The 24998-nt window shown below is 61.5% G+C and carries 21 protein-coding genes; 4 read left to right on the top strand and 17 right to left on the bottom strand.

Annotated elements, in window-relative coordinates:
• Window positions 1-29: 29 nt before the first annotated feature.
• Window positions 30-1205 (bottom strand): Na+/H+ antiporter NhaA, encoded by a 1176-nt coding sequence (gene nhaA / locus NR164_RS17795; RefSeq protein ID WP_057004729.1) that lies wholly within the window; start codon window positions 1203-1205, stop codon window positions 30-32.
• A gap of 215 nt (window positions 1206-1420) precedes the next feature.
• Here nhaA and NR164_RS17800 point away from each other — a divergent pair, with 215 nt between their 5' ends.
• Window positions 1421-2515 (top strand): PLP-dependent cysteine synthase family protein, encoded by a 1095-nt coding sequence (locus tag NR164_RS17800; RefSeq protein WP_177031361.1) that lies wholly within the window; start codon window positions 1421-1423, stop codon window positions 2513-2515.
• 58 nt (window positions 2516-2573) lie between these two features.
• On the opposite strand, the gene NR164_RS17805 is transcribed toward NR164_RS17800, so the two are convergent.
• From NR164_RS17805 to NR164_RS17815, 3 genes are all read right to left on the bottom strand, one after another.
• The gene (locus NR164_RS17805; RefSeq protein WP_256823042.1) at window positions 2574-4187 is read right to left on the bottom strand and encodes an NAD(P)/FAD-dependent oxidoreductase; all 1614 of its coding nucleotides are present in this window, start codon (window positions 4185-4187) and stop codon (window positions 2574-2576) included.
• A gap of 106 nt (window positions 4188-4293) precedes the next feature.
• Window positions 4294-4965: a COG3650 family protein gene (locus tag NR164_RS17810; RefSeq protein ID WP_017844791.1), complete on the bottom strand. Its 672-nt coding sequence runs from the start codon at window positions 4963-4965 to the stop codon at window positions 4294-4296.
• 96 nt (window positions 4966-5061) lie between these two features.
• Window positions 5062-5661 carry a short chain dehydrogenase gene (locus NR164_RS17815; RefSeq protein ID WP_256823043.1) on the bottom strand — a complete coding sequence of 200 codons (600 nt, stop codon included), beginning with the start codon at window positions 5659-5661 and terminating at the stop codon, window positions 5062-5064.
• Window positions 5662-5765: 104 nt separating this feature from the next.
• Here NR164_RS17815 and NR164_RS17820 point away from each other — a divergent pair, with 104 nt between their 5' ends.
• On the top strand, window positions 5766-6674 hold the full coding sequence (locus NR164_RS17820) for a LysR family transcriptional regulator (protein ID WP_079443003.1): 909 nt from the start codon (window positions 5766-5768) through the stop codon (window positions 6672-6674).
• Here NR164_RS17820 and NR164_RS17825 read toward each other — a convergent pair.
• The 9 genes from NR164_RS17825 to NR164_RS17865 form a co-directional block, all read right to left on the bottom strand.
• Window positions 6671-7156 (bottom strand): DoxX family protein, encoded by a 486-nt coding sequence (locus NR164_RS17825; RefSeq protein WP_046384439.1) that lies wholly within the window; start codon window positions 7154-7156, stop codon window positions 6671-6673. The genes NR164_RS17820 and NR164_RS17825 overlap by 4 nt on opposite strands.
• Window positions 7153-7929 carry a DUF2063 domain-containing protein gene (locus tag NR164_RS17830; RefSeq protein WP_256823044.1) on the bottom strand — a complete coding sequence of 259 codons (777 nt, stop codon included), beginning with the start codon at window positions 7927-7929 and terminating at the stop codon, window positions 7153-7155. Before NR164_RS17830 ends, NR164_RS17825 begins: the two co-directional genes overlap by 4 nt.
• Complete coding sequence (locus NR164_RS17835) at window positions 7926-8804, bottom strand: DUF692 domain-containing protein (protein WP_046384437.1); 879 nt, start codon at window positions 8802-8804, stop codon at window positions 7926-7928. The genes NR164_RS17830 and NR164_RS17835 overlap by 4 nt, the downstream gene beginning before the upstream one ends.
• A 23-nt stretch (window positions 8805-8827) precedes the next feature.
• Window positions 8828-9133 (bottom strand): DUF2282 domain-containing protein, encoded by a 306-nt coding sequence (locus tag NR164_RS17840; RefSeq protein ID WP_017844797.1) that lies wholly within the window; start codon window positions 9131-9133, stop codon window positions 8828-8830.
• 226 nt (window positions 9134-9359) lie between these two features.
• Window positions 9360-10061, bottom strand: a complete 702-nt coding sequence (locus NR164_RS17845) for an ABC transporter ATP-binding protein (protein WP_017844798.1) — start codon at window positions 10059-10061, stop codon at window positions 9360-9362.
• A 1-nt stretch (window position 10062) separates the two neighbouring features.
• On the bottom strand, window positions 10063-10830 hold the full coding sequence (gene livG / locus NR164_RS17850) for a high-affinity branched-chain amino acid ABC transporter ATP-binding protein LivG (protein WP_012722652.1): 768 nt from the start codon (window positions 10828-10830) through the stop codon (window positions 10063-10065).
• A complete protein-coding gene (locus NR164_RS17855; RefSeq protein ID WP_017844800.1) occupies window positions 10827-12080 on the bottom strand; it encodes a high-affinity branched-chain amino acid ABC transporter permease LivM in 1254 nt (417 codons plus the stop codon). The genes livG and NR164_RS17855 overlap by 4 nt, the downstream gene beginning before the upstream one ends.
• The gene (livH, locus tag NR164_RS17860; protein ID WP_003231100.1) at window positions 12077-13000 is read right to left on the bottom strand and encodes a high-affinity branched-chain amino acid ABC transporter permease LivH; all 924 of its coding nucleotides are present in this window, start codon (window positions 12998-13000) and stop codon (window positions 12077-12079) included. Before livH ends, NR164_RS17855 begins: the two co-directional genes overlap by 4 nt.
• A 228-nt stretch (window positions 13001-13228) precedes the next feature.
• Window positions 13229-14356, bottom strand: coding sequence for a branched-chain amino acid ABC transporter substrate-binding protein (locus tag NR164_RS17865; protein ID WP_017844801.1), 1128 nt, complete (start codon window positions 14354-14356; stop codon window positions 13229-13231).
• A 341-nt stretch (window positions 14357-14697) separates the two neighbouring features.
• Here NR164_RS17865 and NR164_RS17870 point away from each other — a divergent pair, with 341 nt between their 5' ends.
• A complete protein-coding gene (locus NR164_RS17870) occupies window positions 14698-15000 on the top strand; it encodes a DUF2288 domain-containing protein (RefSeq protein WP_017844802.1) in 303 nt (100 codons plus the stop codon).
• Between the two features lie 221 nt (window positions 15001-15221).
• Here the strand turns inward: NR164_RS17870 and NR164_RS17875 are convergent, their stop codons facing one another.
• The 3 genes from NR164_RS17875 to NR164_RS17885 all read right to left on the bottom strand — a co-directional run bounded on the left by NR164_RS17875 (window position 15222) and on the right by NR164_RS17885 (window position 20371).
• Window positions 15222-17399: a hypothetical protein gene (locus NR164_RS17875; protein ID WP_057004734.1), complete on the bottom strand. Its 2178-nt coding sequence runs from the start codon at window positions 17397-17399 to the stop codon at window positions 15222-15224.
• Window positions 17400-17604: 205 nt separating this feature from the next.
• A complete protein-coding gene (locus NR164_RS17880) occupies window positions 17605-19869 on the bottom strand; it encodes a bifunctional diguanylate cyclase/phosphodiesterase (RefSeq protein ID WP_256823045.1) in 2265 nt (754 codons plus the stop codon).
• A 133-nt stretch (window positions 19870-20002) separates the two neighbouring features.
• A complete protein-coding gene (locus NR164_RS17885; RefSeq protein ID WP_057004735.1) occupies window positions 20003-20371 on the bottom strand; it encodes a YkgJ family cysteine cluster protein in 369 nt (122 codons plus the stop codon).
• 253 nt (window positions 20372-20624) lie between these two features.
• Between NR164_RS17885 and NR164_RS17890 the strand changes: the two genes are divergently transcribed.
• On the top strand, window positions 20625-21977 hold the full coding sequence (locus tag NR164_RS17890; protein WP_017844805.1) for an MFS transporter: 1353 nt from the start codon (window positions 20625-20627) through the stop codon (window positions 21975-21977).
• 167 nt (window positions 21978-22144) lie between these two features.
• Here the strand turns inward: NR164_RS17890 and rapA are convergent, their stop codons facing one another.
• Complete coding sequence (rapA, locus tag NR164_RS17895) at window positions 22145-24991, bottom strand: RNA polymerase-associated protein RapA (protein ID WP_057004737.1); 2847 nt, start codon at window positions 24989-24991, stop codon at window positions 22145-22147.
• Window positions 24992-24998 lie beyond the last annotated feature (7 nt).

A 24998-nucleotide genomic window follows, 5' to 3' on the forward strand; every position in this document is an offset into this window, starting at 1 on the left:
GGTTTTTTGTGCGCGGTGTTTTGTGCGAGTCAGGCTTTCTTGCGACTCGCCATCGCCGTCACCGCATAACCGATACACGCCGCGAGTATCGACCCGGTCAGAATCCCCATTCGATCTTCCCCGGCAAATTCGCTGGCGCCCGGCACGAACGCCAGGGAGCCGACAAACAGGCTCATGGTGAAGCCGATGCCGCACAGGATCGCCACGCCGAACACCTGGCCCCAGCTGGCGCCGCTGGGCAGCGCGGCGAGGCCGGTCTTGATGGCGAGCCAGGTCAGACCGAACACGCCGATGGTCTTGCCGATCAGCAGGCCGAGGGCGATGCCCAGCGGTACGTGGTGGGTGAAGCTCTCGAGGCTGACCCCGCTCAGGGACACGCCGGCGTTGGCGAACGCGAACAGCGGCAGGATGCCATAGGCCACCCATGGATGCAGGGCATGTTCGAGCGTCAACAGCGGCGAGGGTTCGGCGTTTTTGGTACGCATCGGGATGCAGAACGCTAGCGTCACGCCGGCCAAGGTGGCATGCACGCCACTTTTCAGTACGCAGACCCACAGGATCAGGCCGATGATCAGGTACGGCCCGAGCTTGATCACGCCCAGGCGGTTCATGGCAATCAAGGCGATCAAGCAGGCGCCCGCGCCCGCCAGGGCGGCACCGGACAGGTCGCTGGAATAGAACACGGCGATCACGATGATCGCGCCCAGGTCATCGATGATGGCCAGGGTCATCAGGAACAGTTTCAGCGACACCGGCACGCGTTTGCCGAGCAGCGCCAGGACGCCCAATGCGAAGGCGATATCGGTGGCCATGGGGATCGCCCAGCCGGAAAGCGCCGCCGGGTAATCCTTGTTGATTGCCCAGTAGATCAATGCCGGCACGACCATACCGCCGATCGCCGCGGCGCCTGGCAGGACGACTTGCGAAGGCTTGGACAGGTGGCCGTCGAGCAGCTCGCGCTTGACCTCCAGGCCGATCAGCAGAAAGAACAGGGCCATCAGGCCATCGTTGATCCACAACAACGCGGGCTTGGCGATCTTCAGCGCGCCAATCTGCGCTACCACGGGCACGTCGAGGAACGCGCTGTAGAGGTGCGACAACGGTGAGTTGTTGACGATCAGCGCCAACGCGGCTGCGGCGATCAACAACAGACCGCTGGCGGCTTCCAGCTGGAAGAAACGGGTGAACGTGCTACGCAGAGCCAAGGGGTGCTCTCCAATCCAGATTCAATAGATGCCTACCCTAACCCGTACCGTTAGTTGTTAAAACAAAAGTTATATTCTTATTTGTTATAAGAAGGGGGCGCGCTCGGAGTTGGGGCGGAGCCTAGCAATTGTGTGTCCGATTGAGTCGTTACTGTATCTGTGTGTGGCGTAGGAAACATCCTAAGATTCAGGCTGAAATCCTTAGAGATCCTCTCATGAGCGACCACCGTCCCTGGGCCCGCGAAGCCATTCGTATCATTGAAGCAGACTTCCAGCGCAGCGCCGACACCCACCTGATCCCTTTGGCGCTGCCCGGCTTGCCGGGTATCGAGTTGTACTTCAAGGATGAGTCCAGCCACCCCACCGGCAGCCTCAAACACCGGCTGGCGCGCTCGCTGTTCCTGTATGCGCTGTGCAATGGCTGGCTGAAGCCGGGAGCGCCGGTGATCGAAGCCTCCAGCGGTTCGACGGCGATCTCCGAAGCCTACTTCGCACGCTTGCTCGGCCTGCCGTTTATCGCCGTGATGCCGGCCACCACCTCCCAGGAAAAGATCGCCCAGATCGGCTTCTATGGCGGCAAGAGCCATCTGGTACAAGATCCGACGCAGATCTACGCCGAATCCGAACGCCTGGCGCAGGAAAGCGGTGGTCACTTCATGGACCAGTTCACCTACGCCGAACGCGCCACCGACTGGCGGGCGAACAACAATATCGCCGAGTCGATCTTTCAGCAGATGCGCTTCGAGCGTCATCCGGAGCCGAGCTGGCTGATTTCCAGCCCCGGCACGGGCGGCACCACCGCGACCCTGGGACGCTATGTGCGTTATCGCCAGCATTGCACCCGCGTGTTGTGTGCCGATGCCGAGCGCTCGGTGTTCTTTGACTACTACCTGAGCGGCGATGCCGGCTTGCGCCTGGAGTGCGGCTCGCGGATTGAAGGTATTGGCCGACCGCGGGTCGAAGCGTCGTTTTTGCCCAAGGTCATCGATGCGATGGTCAAGGTGCCGGACGCGCTGTCGCTGGCGGCCATGCATTACCTGGCCGAGCGGTTGGGGCGGCGGGTCGGCGGCTCCAGCGGGACCAACCTGATCGGTGCCCTGATGGCGGCGCAGCAGATGAAAGCGGCGGGGGAGTCGGGGTCGATCGTGGCGATCTTGTGTGACGGGGGCGAGCGGTATGCCACTACCTATTACGATCAGGCGTGGCTGGTGGGGCAGGGGTATGAACTGCAGGGCTTGATAGCCGCGGTGGCGGCCAGCGTCGAGCGCGGTGAGCCACTGCCCGACGACGTCCTGCGCGCGAATATCTGACACGCTACAAAAACCAATGTGGGAGCGGCCGCGCTCCCACCTTTGGACGGCGCTGTTTTCAGGCCTCGATACCCAACATATCCCGCGCCAACGCTTCGGCAATCCGAATGCCGTCGACGCCCGCCGACAGAATCCCACCGGCATAACCCGCGCCTTCGCCGGCCGGGAACAGGCCTTTGACGTTCAGGCTCTGCATCGATTCGTTACGGGTAATCCGCAACGGCGATGAGGTGCGCGTTTCGATCCCGGTCAAGACGGCATCGTGCAACGAGTAGCCCTTGATCTGCTTCTCGAACGCCGGCAAGGCTTCACGGATCGCTTCGATGGCGAAGTCCGGCAGTGCCAGGGCCAGATCGCCCATGGACACCCCAGGTTTGTAGGACGGTTCCACGCTGCCGATGGCCGTGGACGGCTTGCCGGCGATGAAATCGCCGACCAGTTGCGCCGGGGCTTCGTAATTGCTGCCGCCGAGGATGTAGGCGTGGGATTCCAGGCGCTCCTGCAGCTCGATGCCGGCCAGCGGACCGCCTGGGTAATCGACCTCAGGCGTGATGCCGACGACGATGCCGGAGTTGGCGTTGCGCTCGTTGCGCGAGTACTGGCTCATGCCGTTGGTCACCACGCGATGCGGCTCGGACGTCGCGGCCACCACGGTGCCACCGGGGCACATGCAGAAGCTGTAGACCGAACGGCCATTCTTGGCGTGGTGTACCAGTTTGTAGTCGGCCGCGCCGAGTTTCGGATGCCCGGCGTATTTGCCCAGGCGCGCGGCGTCGATCAGCGACTGTGGGTGTTCGATACGGAAACCCACGGAAAACGGCTTGGCTTCCATGTACACGCCACGGCCGTGGAGCATGCGGAAGGTGTCGCGGGCGCTGTGGCCGAGGGCGAGGATCACGTGCTTGGAGAGGATCTGCTCGCCGCCGTCGATGACCACGCCGTTCAGTTGTCCGTCTTCGATCAATACGTCGGTCACCCGTTGCTCGAAGCGCACTTCACCGCCCAGGGCAAGGATTTGCTCGCGCATGTTTTCCACCACGCCGGTCAGGCGGAACGTACCGATGTGCGGCTTGCTGACGTAGAGGATTTCTTCCGGCGCGCCGGCCTTGACGAACTCGTGCAGCACTTTGCGCCCGTGGAATTTCGGGTCTTTGATCTGGCTGTAGAGCTTGCCATCGGAAAAGGTCCCGGCGCCGCCCTCACCGAACTGCACGTTGGACTCCGGGTTGAGCACGCTTTTGCGCCACAGGCCCCAGGTGTCCTTGGTGCGCTGGCGCACTTCCTTGCCGCGTTCGAGGATGATCGGCTTGAAACCCATCTGCGCCAGCAGCAGCCCGGCGAAAATCCCGCACGGGCCAAAACCGACGACGATCGGACGTTCAACCAGATCCGCGGGCGCCTGGCCCACCACCTTGTAGCTGACGTCCGGCGCCGGGTTGATGTTGCGGTCGTCGGCAAACTTGAGCAGCAGGGCGGCTTCACCCTTCACGTTCACGTCGACGGTGTAGATGAAGCACAGCTCCGACGATTTCTTGCGGGCGTCGTAGCTGCGCTTGAACAGGGTGAAATCGAGCAGGTCATCACTGGCGATGCCCAGGCGCTGCACGATGGCGGGCCGCAGGTCTTCTTCGGGATGGTCGATGGGCAGCTTGAGTTCGGTGATTCGTAACATGACAGGGTCCGGTGTGCGGCGTTTGGTGGGGCCGGCGGTTTTGCAAACCGGCGATTATAAGCCCCAACGGCAGGTTCCCGTCATGTTAAAACAGCGCGGGCCCGAATCAATCGTCGCGCGAACCGCCGAAAGCCGCGCAGCCACGCTGGACTTGACCGTTGACCCGCAACTCGGCGGTCATGTGTTGCAGGCTGCCGCTGGCACTGTCGACACAGCGCTGGGGGGCCACCCACAGTTCGATGTGCTGGTTATTGGCTTCGGTCATCAGGTTGAAACGCCCGTCACCCAGTTGTTCCTCGACATAGGGAACCGGCAGCGGCGGCTGGCCTTCGCGCTCCAGCACCATGCCCTTGGCGGTGACGTTCAGCGCCCAGGCCGGCTTGTGGCCGTTGGCACGCAGGATCATGCGCTTGAAGTCGGGATCATCGCAGGCCGAGGTCGAGCGCTCGACGCGGTACAGCTGTTGCAGCTCCACTTCGCCCTGGGTGCCGGCGGCGACGCCGGAGAACTTGCCGCGCAGGTCGGCAAACAGTGCGCCTTGCTGGCCGGCCAGGGACGCGGCTTCCTGCAGGATGCTGGTGCCGCCGGTGTCCTTGACCACGTAGTTGCGCTGGTCGTGGCACGGTTGGAACAACAGCTTGCCGGCGACTGCCGTGAGCTCGCCCTGCATGCGGGTCAGCCCGGCGGTGGACGGTTTGGCCGGCTCGCTTTCGAACAACTGGCAGGCGGTGAACAAGGGGAGCAAGGCAAACAGCATGAGGGTACGGGCGGCACGCATTATCGGGTCTCCTGACAAGTGCCGCCACGTTACGCAGGCTGGCGGTGCATCACAAGCCCACGCGCCAGCTTCAGGCATTTCTTACAGCTTTGGCGTTCAACCTACGATAAAGGTTTGGCCGGTCTGCAAGCCCTCGACGCTTTTCGCGTAGGCCAGCGCCACATCGGCGCCCGCAGCCGGTTTGTACCCGCGAAAGTACGGTGCATAGCTGTCCATGGCTTCCAGCAGCACTGTCGGGCTTACGGAATTGACGCGCAGGCCCCGTGGCAATTCGATTGCCGCGGCTTTCACAAATGCATCCAGTGCGCCATTGACCAGTGCGGCCGAGGCGCCGGTGCGAATCGGGTCGCGGTTGAGGATGCCGCTGGTAAAGGTGAACGAGGCGCCGTCGTTGGCGTACTCGCGGCCGATCAGCAGCAGGTTGACCTGGCCCATCAGTTTGTCGCGCAGGCCCAGTTCGAAATCGGTTTCGCTCATCTCACCCAGCGCGACGAAATTCACACTGCCTGCGGCGCAGACCAAGGCATCGAACCGGCCGGTCTGCTCGAACAACCGACGGATCGAGGCGCTGTCGCTGATATCCACCTGGAAGTCGCCGCTGCTGCGACCAATGCTGATCACCTCGTGACGCTGCGCCAGTTCCGCCTTGACCGCCGAGCCCACGGTGCCGCTGGCACCAATCAATAGGATTTTCATCGTGCTGTTTCTCCAGTGGGTAAGTGAGGGTTCAGTCTAGTGTGGCTTTTCAAGTGGATAAACGCGCTAATAGGCAACCTTTGGTTTTCAAATGGAAACAATCCATGAGCGAGATGGATGACCTGGCGGCGTTTGCCGTACTGATCGAGGCCGGCAGTTTCACCGTGGCGGCTGAACAACTGGGTTGCAGCAAAGGGCAACTGTCCAAGCGCATCAGCCAGCTGGAGACGGGGTACTCGGTGGTGTTGCTGCATCGCACCACGCGCAAGCTCAGCCTGACCGCGGCCGGCGCTGCGTTGTTGCCCCAGGCGCAGGCGTTGGTGGCGCAGGTCGAACGGGCACGTCAGGCGCTGGCGCGGCTCAAGGACGACTTGGCCGGGCCGGTGCGTATGACGGTTCCGGTGTCGTTGGGCGAAACCTTCTTCGACGGCTTGTTGCTGGAGTTTTCCGAGCACTACCCGCAGGTGCAGATCGAACTGGAGCTGAACAACAGCTACCGCGACCTGGCGCGGGATGGCTTCGACCTGGGGGTACGCTCGGGCGCCATCGAAAATCAGCGCCTGGTGGCCAAGCCGCTGTTGGCCTGGCACGAGATGACCTGTGCCAGCCCGGCCTACCTGGAGCAGCACGGCGAACCGCTGACCCCGGCCGATCTGGCGTCCCACACCTGCCTGCTGAACAGCCACTACAGCGGCCGCGAAGAGTGGCTGTACCACCAGCAGCACGAGCTGCTGCGCGTGCGGGTGAGCGGGACCTTCGCTTCCAATCACTACAACCTGTTGAAAAAGGCCGCCCTGGTGGGCGCCGGTATTGCGCGGCTGCCTTCCTACGTTTTACCGGCGGAACTGGCTGACGGCCGATTGCGCTGGCTGCTGCGGGATTATCAGACGCGGAGCCTGCCGATGTACCTGGTGCATCCCTATCAGGGCGGCTTGCCGCGACGCACCCAGGTGTTGGCCGACTACCTGGTGGACTGGTTCAAGCGCAGCGGCGAAGCCCTCGACCGACTCTAGCGATAGCGGCGGGCGATCAGGTGGTCGACGGAGAGGCGCCCCGGGCCTTTGGCCACTAACAGCAGTAGGACGGCCAGCCAGGTGCCGTGGGTCGGGTAGGCATCGGGGTACACGAACAGTTGAATGGTCAGGGTCATGCCGATCAACGCCAGGGCCGAGAAGCGTGTGGCCAAGCCCAGCAGGATCAGCACCGGGAAGAAGTGTTCGGCAAATGCCGCCATGTGCGCGGCCACTTCCGGTGACAGCCAGGGCAGCTTGTATTCGCTGCGAAACAGCGGCAGCGTCGAGGCGGCGAGGCGCGGCTCGCCCAGTTGGAAGGTGCCGCTGATCAAGTCGATGGCAAAGCCTTCGACTTTGGTTTGCCCGGACTTCCAGAACACCGCCGCGATGGAGAAGCGTGCGAGAAAGGCGATCAAGCTGTAGGGGATTTTTTCGAAAAGCTGGATGGCCCGGTTGATCAGGCACGTTGATCGAGGGTTCATGGCGATACCTTGTGTTCCAGAGACAGATGAGTGATGGCGGCTTGGTTGATCAGCAGCGCCAGGCATTGGTGCAGGTCGAACTCGGCTGAGGCCTCGAGTGCGTGCGCGAGCGCCTTCTCCAGCACCGCGCCCTGGTTCAGGCTGTCGATAAACGCCACCGAGCCGCTGTCGATGGCGAACACCTTGACCTCCAGGCCCCGGCGCAACACGAGGGCGCCCTGGGCATGCCAGGGATTCAACGTGGCAATCGCGCCCTCGGTCTGGTGCGCCGCCCACACCGCGACGACGGCGTAGCGCGAGTCCAGCGTGGCCACGGATGGGTGCAGTTGCAGGTGCAATGTGCCCAGCTCGGTGTGCGTTTGCAGTTGCTGCAGAACAGCCTGCGGCTCCAGCGCGAGGGCATCCGCCGCGTGATAGGCACGGACCCGCAAGCGTTCCAGGCGTGCTACATCCGCCAGGTAAGGCACGCTCGCGGCCGGTTCAAAGCCCTGGATAAAACCGGAAAATGTCGCGCCGTATTCGCTGATCAATGGGCTGCCGGGCGGGCATGCCTGTACGTAGCAGCCGGCCATGGCGCGGAAAAACTCATCGCCCACCAGTTGCAACGTCACCGGGTAAGCGGTCGCCAGCGCGTTGATCAACGAGCCGTGGACATTGTTGCGATACACCGCAAAACGGCTGGCCGGGTCGGCGCCGTTGCTGCTGAACAGGCCGGCCGGGCAGGCTTGGTCCGGCGCCAGCAGGGCGGCGGCAAAGTCTTCGAGAAGGCTCATGGGCGGCCCCGCGACAAGTGCCGTTCGGCCTGCTGTGCCTCGGCCAGCAGCACGCTGAAGGCCGGTACCTGGTTATCCCTTTCGATCAGCGTGGCCACCGGGCCGGTACGCGCGAGCACGTGTTCGTACAACTGCCAGACGGCGTTATCGATGGGCGCGCCGTGATCATCGATCAGCAGGCGCTCGCCCAGGCTGTCGGTGTCTTCGGCAAAGCCTGCCAGATGAATCTCAGCCACGGCGTGCAAGGGCAGCGCGTCGATGTAGGTCAACGGATCGCGCTGATGATTGATGCACGACACATAGACGTTATTCACGTCCAGCAGCAGGCCGCAGCCGGTGCGGCGGATGATTTCGCCGATGAAGTCCGTTTCGTCGAGCGTCGAGCGCTGGAACTGCAGGTAGGTCGATGGGTTCTCCAGCAGCATTGGCCGCTTGAGGGTGCTCTGAACCTGATCAACGTGTTCGCACACTCGATTGAGGGCGGCGACATCGTAGGCCAGGGGCAGCAAGTCGTTGAAAAACACCGGGCCGTGGGTCGACCAGGCCAGGTGCTCGGAAAAGGCCTGGGGTTGATAGCGCTCGATCAGTGTTGCCAGCCGTGCCAGGTGCTCACGGTTCAGCGGGTTTTCGCCGCCGATGGACAGGCCCACGCCGTGCAGCGACAGCGGGTACTGCGCGCGAATCAAACCCAGGTAGTGATGAAACGGGCCGCCGGCCACCATGTAGTTTTCGGCATGCACTTCAAAAAAACCGATATCGGGGCAGGTGTCGAGCACTTCGGTGAAGTGCTCGTTTTTCAGCCCCAGCCCGGCCCGCAGGGGGAGGCCGGGCACCTGAGCCGCTGAGGGCGTTTGCAGGAACGAAAGCGTCATCATCAGTACTCAGGCTGCGGGCTGCTTCAGGACTTGGCGGTAAAGGCCGCTTCCTGGCCGAAGCCAGTCGACGAGGTGGTGCTTGGGGTTTGGGTGCAGGTGCCGGCCGGGACCAGTTTCCAGGCGTTGGCCTGATCCTTGGTTTTGGAGGTGCCGGCGCAGGAAGTGCCGGCGCCGGCGGCGCAATCGTTCTTGCCGGCTTCGGCGACGCCGAAGCATTTCTGCATGTCGTCGGCCGCGTGGGCGCTGGTGCTCAAGGCGGACAGGCTCAGGGCGGAACTCAGGGCGAGGACGAGGGAAGCAGCGGACAGCGAACGGTGTTTAACGGTCATGGTGTATCTCCAGCAGTGGGATGAGTCGGCGGGCATGATTGCCTGCTTGTACCACTAGAGGCTGGACGCTGGAATTCGTTACAAGCCGTTTGAAAAAAATTTCAGGGATCACCCGAAACAAATGTGGGAGGGGGCTTGCCCCCGATGACGGTACATCAGTCACATATTCTGTGCCTGACATGGCGCCATCGGGGGCAAGCCCCCTCCCACATTTAGCAACCGGGTGTTAACCGCCGAGGTACGCCTCACGCACCTTCGGATCGGTCAGCAACTGTTCACCCGTGCCCTGCATCACCACCCGGCCGTTTTCCAGCACATAGGCACGGTCGGCGATTTTCAGCGCCTGGTTGGCGTTCTGTTCGACCAGGAACACCGTCACACCGTCCTTGCGCAGCTGTTCGATGATGTCGAAGATCTGCTGGATGATGATCGGCGCCAGGCCCAGGGAAGGTTCGTCGAGCAGCAACAGCTTGGGCTTGCTCATCAGCGCGCGACCGATGGCGAGCATTTGCTGCTCGCCGCCGGACATGGTGCCGCCGCGCTGGCTGAAGCGTTCCTTGAGCCTGGGGAACAGGTGCAGCACCTTGTCCATTTGCTCCTGGTAGTCGCCCTTGTCGGTGAAGAACCCGCCCATGGCCAGGTTCTCTTCGACGGTCAGGCGCGAAAACACCCGTCGGCCTTCCGGCACCACGGCAATGCTTTTACGCATGATGTGCGACGACTGCTGGCCCACCAGCTCTTCACCCATGTAGCGGATGCTGCCGCTGTGGGCCTGCGGCGAACCGCACAAGGTCATCAGCAAGGTCGACTTGCCGGCACCGTTGGCGCCGATCAGCGTGACGATCTCACCCTGGCGCACTTCGACGTTGACGCTGTGCAGGGCCTGGATCTTTCCGTAGAAAGTGGAAACGTTTTCGAATTGCAGCATTTTACGCTTCCCCCAGATAGGCTTTGATCACTTCAGGATTGTCGCGGATCTGCTCCGGCGTACCGTCGGCCAGGGGCGTGCCCTGGTTGATCACCACGATGTGGTCGGAAATGCTCATGACCAGTTTCATGTCGTGTTCGATCAACAGCACGGTGGCGTTGTTTTCCTCACGCAACACGCCGATCAGCGCCTTGAGGTCTTCGGTTTCCTTGGGGTTCAAGCCGGCGGCCGGTTCGTCGAGCATCAGGATCCGCGGGCGGGTCATCATGCAGCGGGCGATTTCCAGGCGACGTTGCTGCCCATAGGCCAGGGTGCCGGCGGGGCGGTTGGCGAACTCGGTGAGGTTGACCTTGTCCAGCCAATACTCCGCGTATTCCATGGCCTCGCGCTCGCTCTTGCGGAACGCCGGGGTCTTGAACAAGCCAGCGAAGAAGTTGGTGTTCAAGTGACGGTGCTGAGCGATCAGCAGGTTCTCGACCGCCGTCATGTCCTTGAACAACCGCACGTTCTGGAAGGTCCGCACCACGCCTTTGCGGGCGATCTCGTGACCGGCCAGGCCCTGGATCGGCTGGCCGTCGAGCAGGATGCTGCCACCGCTTGGCTTGTAGAAACCGGTGAGGCAGTTGAACACCGTGGTCTTGCCGGCGCCGTTGGGGCCGATCAGCGCAACCACTTGTTTTTCCTTCACGGTCAGGGCCACGCCATTGACCGCCAGCAAGCCGCCGAAGCGCATGCTCAAGTTTTCGACTTTCAGGATCTCGCGGCTCATTTGCGCAGCTCCATGTGTGGACGTTGCATGGGCAGCAGGCCTTGAGGACGCCAGATCATCATCAGCACCATCATGGCGCCGAACATCAACATGCGGTATTCGCTGAACTCACGCATCATTTCCGGCAGCAGGATCATCACGATCGCCGCGAGAATCACGCCCAACTGCGAGCCCATGCCACCCAGTACCACGATGGCGAGGATGATCGCCGACTCGATAAAGGTGAACGACTCCGGCGTCACCAGGCCTTGGCGAGCGGCGAAGAAGCTACCGGCAAAACCGGCGAACGCGGCGCCCAGGGTGAACGCGGACAGCTTGATGATGGTCGGGTTCAGGCCCAGGGCCCGGCAGGCGATTTCATCTTCGCGCAGCGCTTCCCACGCACGGCCGATCGGCATGCGCAGCAGGCGGTTGATCACGAACAGTGCGGCCAGGGCCAGCAACAGCGCCACCAGGTACAGGAACACCACTTTGCTCACCGGGTTGTAGGCAATCCCGAAGTACTCGTGGAAGGTCTGCATGCCTTCGGCCGCAGAGCGCTCGAACGACAGCCCGAAGAACGTCGGCTTGGGAATGCTGCTGATGCCGTTGGGACCACCGGTGATGTCGGTCAGGTTACGCAGGAACAGTCGGATGATTTCCCCGAAGCCCAAGGTCACGATGGCCAGGTAGTCACCGCGCAGACGCAGCACCGGGAAGCCCAGCAGGAAGCCGAACGTCGCCGCCGCCATGCCGGCCAGGGGCAGGCAGATCCAGAAGCTCCAGCCCAGGTAGTGCGAGAGCAGCGCATAGGTGTAGGCGCCCACGGCGTAGAAACCCACATAACCCAGGTCGAGCAGGCCGGCCAGACCGACCACGATGTTCAGGCCCAGGCCCAGCAACACGTAGATCAGGATCAGGGTGGCGATGTCGACCGCACCGCGCGAGCCGAAGAACGGCCAGATCAGCGCGGCCACGATCAGGCCGATGATGATGTAGCGCTGGGTGCGCGGCAGGGTCAGGAATTGGCTGACCTTGGGCGATACCAGCGGGCCACGGTTACCCTTGAACAACGCGCCGACCTGCCGGGTGAACAGCACGCGCAGGAACATCAGCACCGAACACAGGGCAATGATGGTCAGGGTCACGGGACCGGTGCCATGCACTTCCAGGTTGATGCCGACAATGCTCAGCTTGAGGCCGAGTACCGGGAACGCCACGGCCCACACCAACAGGGCGCTGAAAAACGCCGATTTAAGATATCTGCTCATACTTTCTCAACCTCCGGACGGCCCAGGATGCCGGTCGGACGGAACAACAGCACCAGAACCAACAGGCCGAACGCCACGACGTCCTTGTACTGGTCGCCGAAGATATCGGCGCCAAACGCTTCGGCCACCCCCAGCACCAGCCCGCCGAGCATCGCGCCCGGAATGCTGCCGATGCCGCCCAATACCGCCGCGGTAAAGGCCTTCAGGCCGACCAGGAAACCGGCGTTGGGGTTGATCACGCCGTACTGCATGCTCAGCAACACGGCGGCGACGGCCGCCAGCGCGGCACCGATGACGAAGGTCAGGGCGATGATGTTGTTGGTGTTGATGCCCAGCAGGTTGGCCATCTTGATGTCTTCGGCGCAGGCCCGGCAGGCGCGCCCCAGACGGGAGCGGGAAATGAACAGGGTCAGGCCCAGCATGGCCACCAGGGTGACGACGAAGACCAGGATCTGCATGTACGAAATCAGCACTTCTTGTGCGCCGCCCGGGCCGAAGGAGAAGCTCCCCGGGATCAGGTTGGGAATGGACTTGTCCTTGGAGTCCTGGGACAGCAATACGGTGTTCTGCAGGAAAATCGACATGCCGATGGCGGAAATCAGCGGGATCAAACGGTTGCTGCCACGCAAGGGACGATAGGCAACCCGTTCGATACTGTAGCCATAGGCACTGGTTACGACGATCGACGCCAGGAACGCGGCGGTCATCAACAACGGCAGGGAGTGGATCCCCATCATGGCCAGCCCGGCAAGGGCAATGAAGGCCACGTAGGAACCAATCATGTAGACCTCGCCATGGGCGAAGTTGATCATTCCAATGATGCCGTAAACCATTGTGTAGCCAATGGCTATCAAGGCATAGGTGCTGCCAATGGTCAGGCCATTAACCAGCTGTTGGAAAAAATGATAGATCTCAGGCATTACAACGCTCCTAAAAACCCGATACGCATTTCACTGGTGGAGTCATGTTCCGGCCCTGCGCTGTGTTCTGTGAGCACATTTGCGCAAAGCGTTTGCCAGCGAACCGCTGGTGACGGTTTTAAGATTTTCAGGTGAGCCAGCGCCCGGATCGCGGGTGACAGGCCCATAAACCTCGTAAAACAAAGCCCACTGCTCTCACAGTGGGCTTGTTGACCAGTAACGCCTGGCTTACTGAGGGGAAACTTCGGTTTTCGGTTTGCCGAAGTGCCACTCGTAGACCACGAACTTGAAGTCCTTCAGGTCGCCCTTGGCGTCGAAGCTCAGATCGCCGGTAGGGGTCTTGAAGGTGCCCGCGTGGATGGCTTCGGCCACTTTGGCGGTGTCTTCGCTTTTCGCGGCTTTGATACCACCGGCGATGACTTCAATGGCCGAGTAGGCCGGGAACACGAACGGACCGGTTGGGTCCTGCTTGTTCTTGGCGAACTCTTCAACGATGGCTTTGTTGGCCGGGTCGGTGTCGAAGGATTTCGGCAGGGTCACCAGCAGGCCTTCGGAAGCGCCCTGGGCGATTTGCGAGATGGAGTCGTTGCCGACGCCTTCTGGGCCCATGAACTTGGCGTTCAGGCCTTTTTCCTTGGCTTGGCGCAGGATCAGGCCCAGCTCAGGGTGGTAGCCGCCGTAGTAGACGAAGTCGACGTTGGCTTGCTTGAGTTTCTGGATGATCGAGGAGAAGTCCTTGTCACCGGCGTTCAGGCCTTCGAAGACGGCAACCTTGGTGCCTTTCTTCTCGAGGGTCTGTTTAACGGCAGTGGCGATGCCTTCACCGTATTGTTGCTTGTCGTGCAGCACGGCAACGATCTTCGGTTTCACGTGGTCGGCGATGTAGTTGCCGGCCGCCGGGCCTTGGGCGCTGTCCAGGCCGATGGTGCGGAAAATCAGCTTGTAGCCACGGGCGGTGATTTCCGGGCTGGTGGCTGCCGGGGTAATCATGATCACGCCTTCGTCTTCATAAATGTCGGACGCGGGCTGAGTGGAGCTGGAGCACAGGTGACCGACCACGAACTTGACGCCGTCGTTGACCACTTTGTTGGCGACGGCCACGGCTTGCTTGGGATCGCAGGCGTCGTCGTATTCCTTGGCTTCGAGCATTTTGCCATCGACGCCGCCTTTGGCGTTGATGTCGGCGATCGCTTGCTTGGCACCCATGAACTGCATGTCGCCATATTGTGTGACAGGACCGGTTTTAGGCCCGGCGATGCCGATCTTGATGGTGTCGGCTGCGAACGAATGGCTGGCAACCCCGGCCAGGACCATAGCGGCAAACAGTTTGGAAATCTGCTTAGTAGCCTTATTCATAGTGCTCCACTCTTACTGTTGTCTTTTTTATAGTTCTAGCGGCCTTGTGAGCTGCAGAACCGGATCAGATATCTTGAATATCCCCCCGGCAGTGCCCTGGCAACTGTACCGGTACAGTGTAGAGCGCCGGTTGATCGCTTGAAAAGCTGGCTGCTGGGGGCAATACCCGGGCGTGTCGCTTAAATGAAAGAAAAAGACAGAATTGCGCCGGGACGCTGCCGCAGTGGCGGACAATCCGTGGCTTTCCTGACGCTTTCAATCGTTCACTCATTTGCAACTGGGTTTTTCTACGAGAGACACGACGTTATGATTGCGCCGATTTTTTCCCAAGGTGAATCCCCATGACGCAAGAACCTAGCACCCTCTATGCCAAGCTGCTCGGTGAAACCGCCGAAATCTCCTGGAAGGAGCTCGAACCGTTCTTTGCCAAGGGTGCCCTATTGTGGGTCGACGCCGGCCTGGATTTGATCGAGGCGGCCGAAGGCATGGCCGAGGATCAGCGCGATAAAGTCGCTGCCTGGCTGGCCTCGGGGAGCCTGGGCGAAGTGTCTGCGACGCGGGCATTGGACCTGCTGGAGCGTGATCCGAGCCTGTGGGCGGTGGTGGTTTCGCCGTGGATTCTGATCCAGGAAAGGGCAGCGTAAGAAAAGCCTGCACGAAAATGGTGCGCAGTTTGCGCCGCTGCAAGTGTGTAGCGGAGTAACCGCTGATGCGGTGATGGCATCTTGCCGTGGAGAAAGGTCACAGCTGAGGGTGACGTGCGCGTCACGGGAACAGTTTTGCCGACGGCGAAATGCCCGGGGAATTGTTTCTTGGTGTTAGCAGATCGCTGTGGCGAGGGAGCGTGCTCCCTCACCACAGACAACTAGGCGGTTTTGCCGGTATGGTTGTTCAACGAAATAATCTTTGTCTTGCCGATCCGATGACGGTAAATCTCACGCAAGTACTTGATCGCCTTCTTCACGCAATCCCGTGACAGGCGAATGTCATTGATCGAGACAAACTTATCTTTGTCATTGATCAACTCACGGTACTTCTTCTCATACATCGGCTTGATCGCGTACCAGTTGGTGTCGAGGATCTTCGCCGGGTTTTCAAACTCATTGAGCAGTTCGTCGATACGCTCTTCGTCGAAATCCTCGTGGATGATGAAGTCCAGGATCGAGTTGTCCAGCGTGTCGTCGAAACGGTACGGGTTGCGCGCAAAGCAGCGTTTGATGAACGCCACGATCAGCGTCAGGAAATCATCCGACAGACACGGGCTCTTGGCGATCAGGGTGGTCAACGACAGGTTGGCCGACGCGCCGATCACCAGGGCGTAGCGCTTGAGCGTGGTGTTGGGGAACAGGCTGTTGAGGTGGGTCTTGAGGCGGTTCAGGTCCATGTAGGACAGTTTGTAGTCCTTGGGCAGCGACACGATCGACACCACCGACGAGCAGTTCTTGAAGAAGTGCAGGTCGTGCAGCGCCGCCGCGTCATAGCCGGAGTTCTTGTACTGTTCCAGGGAGGCCTTGTAGCGCTTGGACTCGATCGGCAGCAGGCTGATGCCTTCGATGGCCTGGGTGACTTTGTTGAAGTGCGGCAGGTCGATGGAGCGGAAGAACAGGTCGTCGATGTTCAGGCGCTGCGGCTCTTTGTCGAACACCTTGAACTTGTCACCCGACGGCGCCGGGGTTTCCGGGACCACCGATTCGGCGTAGGCAATCGCCACCGGGCCGGCCAGGCTCATGAACAGGTCGTTGGCATCCAGGCGGATGGTTTCGCCGATGTCGATACCGGCGCGACGGAAGTAGTTCTGGTCGTAGTCGGTGGTGACCGCCTGGGCGGTAAGAATGTTGAAGATCTGTTGCGAGATATACTGGTTGGCGTGCTTTTCCATGGCATTGACATCAATGTTCTGGATATTGCCGTCATCGCTCTCTTCGGCGTAACGCATGATGTCGTTGGAGATCAGCATCATCGCGTTCCACGGGCGGATACGGCCCTTGACGCTGGCTTCGCTGCTGTCTTCATTGGCGAAGTTGTACGAGAAATCCCATTCTTCCGACAGATACTTGCAGAGCAGCCGCCCGGCGTTGATGTGCAGCGCCTCGGACATTTCGCTGCGGTGGTCGGAGATGTTCGGCAGCACGCAGATGCCGCTGGTGAAGATCGGTTCGAAAACGAAGGCGTGGCCGCTTTTGCTGTCGTGCTCGTCGGCCGGTTTGGTGTCGAACGTCTTGTTCATGTACGAGTGCTGTTGGGCCAGGCCGAACTCCGACGCCATGCCCGAGCCGGTGCCGCCGCCGGCGCTGAAGATCGAGAAATACAGGCGCGACTGGTTGGCCTTGATGCCGCAGGAGTCGATCAGGTACGAATGGATCATCTTCCAGTCGGGGCTGGAAAAACGCTGGGTGTCTTTATTGAGGATGATCTTGGCCAGGTACTGGCCGAGGATCGGCGCGTTACCGGCGCCACCGGCATGGACTTCCGAGAGGTCCATGATTTTCATCTTGCTGTAATCGCGCAGGAAGCCGCTTTTTTCGCCCTTGCGCGAGAATCGGATGCGCCCGGCGATGTCTTTGTCCAGGTCGCCCAGCATCACCAGCGGCTCCACCAGGAACACCGGTTTGCTGGCCTTGCCGACGCCCAGGCGCAGGTTGTTGCGAATCCATTGGGCGGGGCTGTAGCCCTTGTCTGTCGACTTGTCTTCGGTACTGAATTCGTTGAGGTAGAACTTGCGTGCGTTATAGACCAGCTCGGCCACGTCCAGCGCAATGTTCGAACCGCAGCGGCCCAGGCCGATCAGGCACACCGAGGGGAATTCCTGTTCGCTGCGCGGCTCGCCATCGACTTCCTGATGGGGCAGGCGCGGGAACACCATGTCGCGCAGGCCGTCGAGGTTGTCGAGGATGCGGTCGGTATTGGTCTCGGTGAAGTACAGGTATTGCTGGGTCGCCAGTGGAGGGGGGCTGCTCAATGACTTCGAACCTGAAGGTTTTTCCGCAGGAGCTGTCGGCAACACATCGGAGACCACGGTGGCAGAGTTATTTTTAGAAGTCATTGTGCGCCATGTACCTGGGCGGATGGCTGTGAAATGTTAAAAAGCCATCACTGAGTGGGAGTTCGCGACTTTACAGTGCGTTCGGGTCCGGGGCGATAGGTTTAACCCTAGCGTTTCAAGGGGAAATCCCGGCCCGACTCTGATGAATCGGCCGTTTACCGGCGTTCTTTAGATAATTGATGGCGAAATGCCAAAGATTTAGACGTCAGCGAATTGGCCTGATGATCGAGGCGGGACAGCTTCGGTCTGGTCGAAGCTCGTTTGGCGACAGCGCTTCCTTGGCCGCCGCCACGTTGACCGGCGGCAGGAGGGGGCGCCGATCGATGCCCTGGATCACGCTGATGACCTCGTCGACGGGCACTGCCGGGCTCAACAGGTAGCCCTGAACGAAGTCACAGCCATGTTTAAGCAGCAGCTCGAACTGGGCCTGGGTTTCCACGCCTTCGATTACCGCCTGCAAGTGCAGGGTGTGGGCCATGCCGACAATCGCCTCGACGATCTCGATGTCGGCGCTCGACTGGGAAATGTCCTGGATAAACGAGCGATTGATCTTCAGTGTGTTGAGCGGCAGGCGCTTGAGGTAGGCGAGGGAGGAGTAGCCGGTGCCGAAGTCATCGATCGCCAGCGACACGCCCAGCGCGCGGATCTGCCGCAGCTTCGCCAAAGTGCTGCTGATATTGCCCATCAGCGCGTTTTCGGTGACTTCAAGCTCCAGGCGGTTGGCCCCAATCCCACTGGATCGCAGGGCGTCTTCGATCTCATCGACCAGCTCGTCGCGGCCCAGGTTCAACGTCGAACAGTTCACGGCCATGGTCAATTCGCCGTAGCCCTTGTCGGACAGCAGGCTCAAGTCATGACAGGCCTGGCGCAATACCCAGTGGTCCAGTTCGGCGATCAATCCGTTGCTTTCGGCAATGCCGATAAAACGGTCGGGCGCGAGCAAGCCATGGTGCGGATGCTGCCAGCGCACCATGGCTTCCAGGCGGGTGATCCTGCCTCGCTTCATATCGAAGATCGGCTGATAGAACAACACCAGTTCGTTACGGGCGCGCAGGGCCATGCGCAGTTCCTCTTCCAGTTGCAGCTCCATGAACGCGCGGGTTTTCAGGTTGGAGCTGAAGAAGTTGAGGCTGTTACGCCCCGTATCCTTGGACTGGTACAGCGCCAGGTCGGCGGTCTTCAGCAATTCTTCGCAGGTCAGGCCGTCTTCGGGAAACAGGCTGATGCCGATGCTGGTGGTCATCACCATGCGGCGCCCGGCCAGTTCGATCGGGGTTTTCATTTTTTGCATGATGCGCTGGGCCAAATGCCGCGCTTCATCGCGGTGGTGGATGCTGATCAGGATGCAGAACTCATCGCCGCCAAAACGCGCGACCACGTCTTCATGGCTGCGCACCGAGCCCTTGATATGCCCGGCCAACACGGTGAGCAGCTGGTCGCCGGCGTCATGCCCGAGGCTGTCGTTGATACGCTTGAAATGGTCGATATCGAGGAAAATCGCCGCCATCATGCCGTTGCTTCGGGTTTTTTCTGCGATTTTCTCTGCGAAAATCAGATTGAAACCACGGCGATTGAGCAAGCTGGTCAAGGCGTCGTAATGCGCCACCTGTTGCAGCGAGGCGCGGGCCTGGTCCAGCTCGCCGAGCAGGGCGTTGACCCGGCGAAGGTCGCGCTCCTTGTGTTGTAACTTCTTGTCTGCGAGGGCGGCGCTGATGCTGCTGGCGATCACCAGCAGGGTGATGATCGCCACCGACAGCCCCAGTTGGATGGGGTGGTTTTCCTGCGGCAATAACAGATCAGCGCCGGCGGTCACCACCAGTTGCATGGCGGCCATGCCGGTGAAGTGCATGCTCAGAATCCCTGCACCCAGTACCAGGCTGGCGGCGTATTTGAGCAATTGGTGAAACACGCCCGCGCCTTTGCGCAGGGCGATCGACAGCCACAATGCCGCCAGGCTGGCGCCGATGGCGATCGCAACCGAGGCCATGAACAGTTGCGAGTCGAAGTACGCCTGGGCCTGGGAGCGCATGGCCGACATGCCGACGTAATGCATCAGCGCGATGCCCAGGCCCATCCACACCGCCGCCGCCAGGCACTGGCGCACCCGCGGGTGGGGATGACTGAGGGTTTGCATGGCGAACCACGCGGCGGCCAGAGCGATCAGCAGCGACACGAGCGTCATGATCCATTCGTAGTGAATGACGACCGGTGCTTCGAAAGCCAGCACGCTGATGTAGTGAGTCGACCAGATACCGCCTGCCAGGCAAACGGCACCCAGCCAGCGCCAGTGACGGCGGGCGGTGGGGTCCTCGACATGGCCGACGCGTTCGGCCATGTCCAATGTGCCGAACCCCGCCGCACACGCAACCAGGTAGGCGAGTAGCACCAGAAAGGGGTTATGACTGCAGTTGAGTAACAAGTGCCCATTCTCGGGGAGGTCAGAAAAAAAATGCAGACCCAGCAATTCCATTGCATGCCCCGTCATTACGTCACTGCTTCCGGCGGTGACCTATGAGGTCGAGTATAGAAGCCTCGCGGGTTTCGCCAGGACGAATGGTAGGTTGCTCGCTATGATTTTGGCATCTTGCCTATAGCGATTGATGCTAAGCGCTGATCGGCAGGTCCAGCTCGAAAGGCGGTGGCTCCAGCGGCGTCAGACCAAATGCTGCGCGCGCGGCATCGCAATCGGTGTTTTGCACACCGTGGCTCCAGGAGGCGTCGAACTCGCGGCACACGCTGGAGCGCTGCTCATAGATCGTGCAATGAGTGCCTTTGCCCACTTCGCCCTCAAGGCTGCAGCAGCGCGCGGGTTTCTGGTCGGTCCCGATCATCGCCACGCGTGTGGGGTTGATCTGCACCACCAGGTCATCGGGCACCGTGCCCCCCGCCGAGGCGCACTCACCCCAGAAGAAAGACACACGGAAGTGTGAACAGCAGGCACCGCAATTCAGACACGGACTGGCTTCGGACATGGGCGTCTTCGATAAGGAAAGTAAGAGGGGTTGTGACAGGAAGGCTCGCCATTCTAATCGCGCCATGGCCGTTGGGAAGAGGAGAGCACACTTATATTTTTCGTAGGGAAAGTCCCGTAGTTTCGGGTGAAATCATGCCCTATCAGCGTTACGAATCATTACAGACAAGCGTCGCCGGCCTGACTATGTTGCAGATACCTGAGCAGGATGCATCGGGCATCGCAGCTCTCATAACAATAAAAGAGACGGACCCATGCAGAACTCGACCCAAGCGGCGAATGCCTGGCGCATTCTGTTCCTGCTGTTCCTCGCCAACCTGTTCAACTTTTTCGACCGCACCATTCCGGCGATCATCATCGAGCCGATCCGCATGGAATGGCACCTGAGCGACTTTCAGCTGGGCATCATCGGCACCGCCTTCACCATCGTCTACGCCATTGCCGGCCTGCCGCTCGGGCGCCTGGCCGATACCGGTTCGCGCAGCAAACTCATGGGGTGGGGCCTGTTCGCGTGGAGCGGGTTGACGGCGATCAACGGCATGGTCGGCAGTTTCTGGACGTTCCTGTTGGTGCGTATGGGCATCGGCATCGGCGAAGCCAGCTACGCCCCGGCGGCCAACTCGCTGATTGGCGACCTGTTCCCGGCCCACCGCCGTGCGCGGGCCATGGGCATTTTCATGCTGGGCCTGCCATTGGGCCTGTTACTGGCGTTCTTTACCATTGGCGCGATGGTCAAGGCGTTCGACAGCTGGCGCGCGCCGTTCTTTATCGCGGCCGTGCCGGGGCTGATCCTCGCGGTCTTCATGTTCTTTATCAAAGAACCCAAGCGCGGCGCGGCAGAAACCGTGCAAGTCTCCCAGGAACGCGTCGACCGCCCGATCCGCCGCGTGCTGGCGGTGCCGACCTTTCTCTGGTTGGTGCTGGCCGGGCTGTGCTTCAACTTCGCAACCTATGCGTGTAACTCGTTCCTGGTGCCGATGCTGCAGCGCTATTTCCTGATGCCGTTGCAGGACGCGGCGGTTGCCACCGGGGTGATCGTCGGGTTGACCGGGCTGGTCGGCCTGACGTTGGGCGGCTGGGTTGCCGACAAGATCCATCAACGGGTTGCCAATGGCCGCCTGTTGTTTGCCGCGTTCAGCCTGATCATTTCCACCGTCACCACCGCCTGGGCCTTGCACGCCGGGCGTATCGAGATCGGTGTGTTTGTCGCGCTGTTCAGTGTGGGCTGGTTGTTTGCCTACAACTTCTACACCTGTGTGTACACGGCGATCCAGGACGTGGTCGAGCCGCGCCTGCGGGCCACGGCGATGGCGCTGTTCTTTGCCGGCCTGTACTTGCTGGGTGGCGGCATGGGGCCGGTGGTGGTGGGGGGCTTGTCCGATCACTTTGCCCATTCGGCGATGTATGCCGCCGGGGCGGAGCAGATGACCGAGGCTTATAAAGCGGTGGGGTTGCATGACGCCATGTACCTGATTCCGGTGGCGCTGTTCTTGACCATGCTGTTTCTGTTTCAGGCGTCGCGCAGTTTTGTGCGGGATGCCAAGCGGATGAAAGACGGGCTGGTGGCGGTGGAGGTGGCGGTGCCGGCTGCTGCTGCGACGGCTTGAGATCGCGTTGACGCCATCGGGAGCAAGCTCCCTCCCACACTGCAACTGCATTCCAAGTGTGGGAGGGGGCTTGCTCCCGATGAGGCCATGACTGGCGAAGACCTTCTTCAGTGAATAAAAAAGGCCCGCATTGCGCGGGCCTTCTTTTTAGCTGAGCAACGCAGCAATCAACCCGCCACCAACACCCGGATCGCTTCCAGGCGCAGCGCGGCCTTGTCGAGCATGGCCAGGCCTTGCTCGCGCTGTTGGCGCAGGGCAACCAGTTCGCTGTCGCGCACGGTCGGGTTGACCGCTTGCAACGCGGTCAGGCGCGCCAGTTCTTCGTCGGTGTCGGCTGCCAGGCGACGCTTGGCCTCGGCCACGCGCTCGGCGTGGCGCGGGGTGATCTTCTCTTCGCCGGCGTTGATGCGTGGCGTCAGCTGGTCGCGCTGGGCCTGGACGAACTTGTTGGCGCTGGCCCGTGGCACGCTTTCCAGCTGGTCGTTCAAGGTTTCGAACGACACGCGGCCGGACAGGTCGTTGCCGTTGGCGTCCAGCAGGCAGCGCAGGGCGGCCGGCGGCAGGTAGCGGCCCAGTTGCAGCGAGCGCGGGGCAACCACTTCGCTGACGTAGAGCAGCTCCAGCAACACGGTGCCGGGCTTGAGCGCCTTGTTCTTGATCAGCGCGACGGCGGTGTTGCCCATGGAACCGGACAGCACCAGGTCCATGCCGCCCTGCACCATCGGGTGTTCCCAGGTGATGAACTGCATGTCTTCACGCGACAGCGCCTGGTTACGGTCGTAGGTGATGGTCACCCCTTCGTCGTCGCCCAGGGGGAAGCTGGCGTCGAGCATTTTTTCGCTGGGCTTGAGGATCAGCGCGTTTTCCGAATGGTCTTCGCTGTCGATACCAAACGCATCGAACAGGGTTTCCATATAGATCGGCAGGGCGAACTGGTCGTCTTGCTCGAGGATGTCTTCCACCAGCGCATCGCCTTCGCCCGCGCCGCCGGAGTTGAGTTCCAGCAAACGGTCGCGGCCGGTGTGCAGTTCCTGTTCCAGGCGCTCGCGCTCGGCACGGGCTTCGTCGATCAGGGCTTGCCACTCGCCGTCGTCGGCGTTTTCCAGCAGCGGCAGCAGGCGTGGGCCGAACTGATGCTGCAAGGCGTTGCCGGTCGGGCAGGTGTTGAGGAACGCATTCAGCGCTTCGTGGTACCACTGGAACAGGCGCTCTTGCGGGCTGGTTTCCAGGTACGGCACGTGCAGTTCGATCACATGTTTCTGGCCGATCCGGTCCAGACGGCCGATCCGCTGTTCCAGCAGGTCGGGGTGGGACGGCAGGTCGAACAGCACCAGGTGGTGGGAGAACTGGAAGTTGCGGCCTTCGCTGCCGATTTCCGAACAGATCAGCACCTGGGCGCCGAATTCTTCATCGGCGAAGTAGGCGGCGGCGCGGTCACGTTCGAGGATGTTCATGCCTTCGTGGAACACCGTGGCCGGGATGCCGGAGCGCACGCGCAGGGCGTCTTCGAGGTCCATCGCGGTTTCGGCGTGGGCGCAGATCACCAGGACCTTGGTGCGCTTGAGCATTTTCAGCTGGTCGATCAGCCATTCAACCCGTGGGTCGAAGCGCCACCAGCGATTGTCTTCCTCAATGTCCGGCTGCGACTGGAAGCTGACTTCCGGGTACAGCTCGGCATGTTCGCCCAGCGGCAATTCGAGGTATTCGTCCGGGTTCGGCAGCGGGTAGGCGTGCAGCTTGCGCTCCGGGAAGCCCTGCACCGCGGCGCGGGTGTTGCGGAACAGTACGCGGCCGGTGCCGTGGCGGTCGAGCAGCTCGCGCACCAGGCGCGCGCTGGCTTCGGTGTCGCCATCGTTGACGGCGGTGAGCAGCGCTTCACCTTCGTTGCCGAGGAAACCCTGGATGGTGGTGTGCGCGGCCGGGGAGAGACGGCCCTTGTCCAGCAGTTCCTGCACCGCTTCGGCCACCGGGCGATAGTTCTCGCTTTCGGCGCGGAACGCTTGCAGATCGTGGAAACGGTTCGGGTCCAGCAGGCGCAGGCGTGCGAAGTGGCTGTCCTGGCCCAGTTGTTCCGGGGTAGCGGTGAGCAGCAGCACGCCAGGGATGACCTCGGCCAGCTGTTCGACCAGCGAGTACTCGGCGCTGGCGTTGTCTTCATGCCAGACCAGGTGGTGGGCTTCGTCGACCACCATCAGGTCCCAGCCGGCGGCGAACAGTGCGTCCTGGGCCTTCTCGTCGTCCACCAGCCACTCCAGGGCCACCAGGGCCAGCTGGGTGTCTTCGAACGGGTTGGCGGCATCGCTTTCGATGAAGCGTTCTTCGTCGAACAGCGCCACTTGCAGGTTGAAGCGCCGGCGCATTTCCACCAGCCATTGGTGTTGCAGGTTTTCCGGAACCAGGATCAGCACGCGGTTGGCGCGCCCGGACAGCAGCTGGCGATGGATCACCAGGCCGGCTTCGATGGTCTTGCCCAGGCCCACTTCGTCGGCCAGCAATACCCGTGGCGCGATACGGTCGGCGACTTCACGGGCGATGTGCAACTGGTGGGCAATCGGTTGCGCCCGCACGCCGCCCAGGCCCCACAGCGAAGATTGCAACTGGCGGCTGGTGTGTTCCAGGGTGTGATAGCGCAGCGAGAACCAGGCCAGCGGGTCGATCTGCCCGGCGAACAGACGGTCGCTGGCCAGGCGGAACTGGATGAAGTTCGACAGTTGGGTTTCCGGCAGGGTGACCTGCTCGTTCTGCCCATTGAGGCCGTGGTAGACCAGCAGGCCGTCGACGTCGTCGACTTCTTGCACGGTCATTTTCCAGCCTTCGAAATGGGTGATGCTGTCGCCCGGCGAGAACCTCACGCGGGTGAGGGGCGCATTCCGTAGCGCATACTGGCGCGTGTCGCCAGTGGCCGGATAGAGCACGGTCAGCAAGCGGCCGTCCTGTGCCAGAACGGTGCCTAAACCCAGCTCTGCTTCGCTGTCACTAATCCAGCGTTGCCCCGGTTGATACTGCTGCGCCATGCTGCCT

This window comes from Pseudomonas sp. Pse79 (assembly GCF_024519615.1).
GTDB lineage: Bacteria > Pseudomonadota > Gammaproteobacteria > Pseudomonadales > Pseudomonadaceae > Aquipseudomonas > Aquipseudomonas veronii.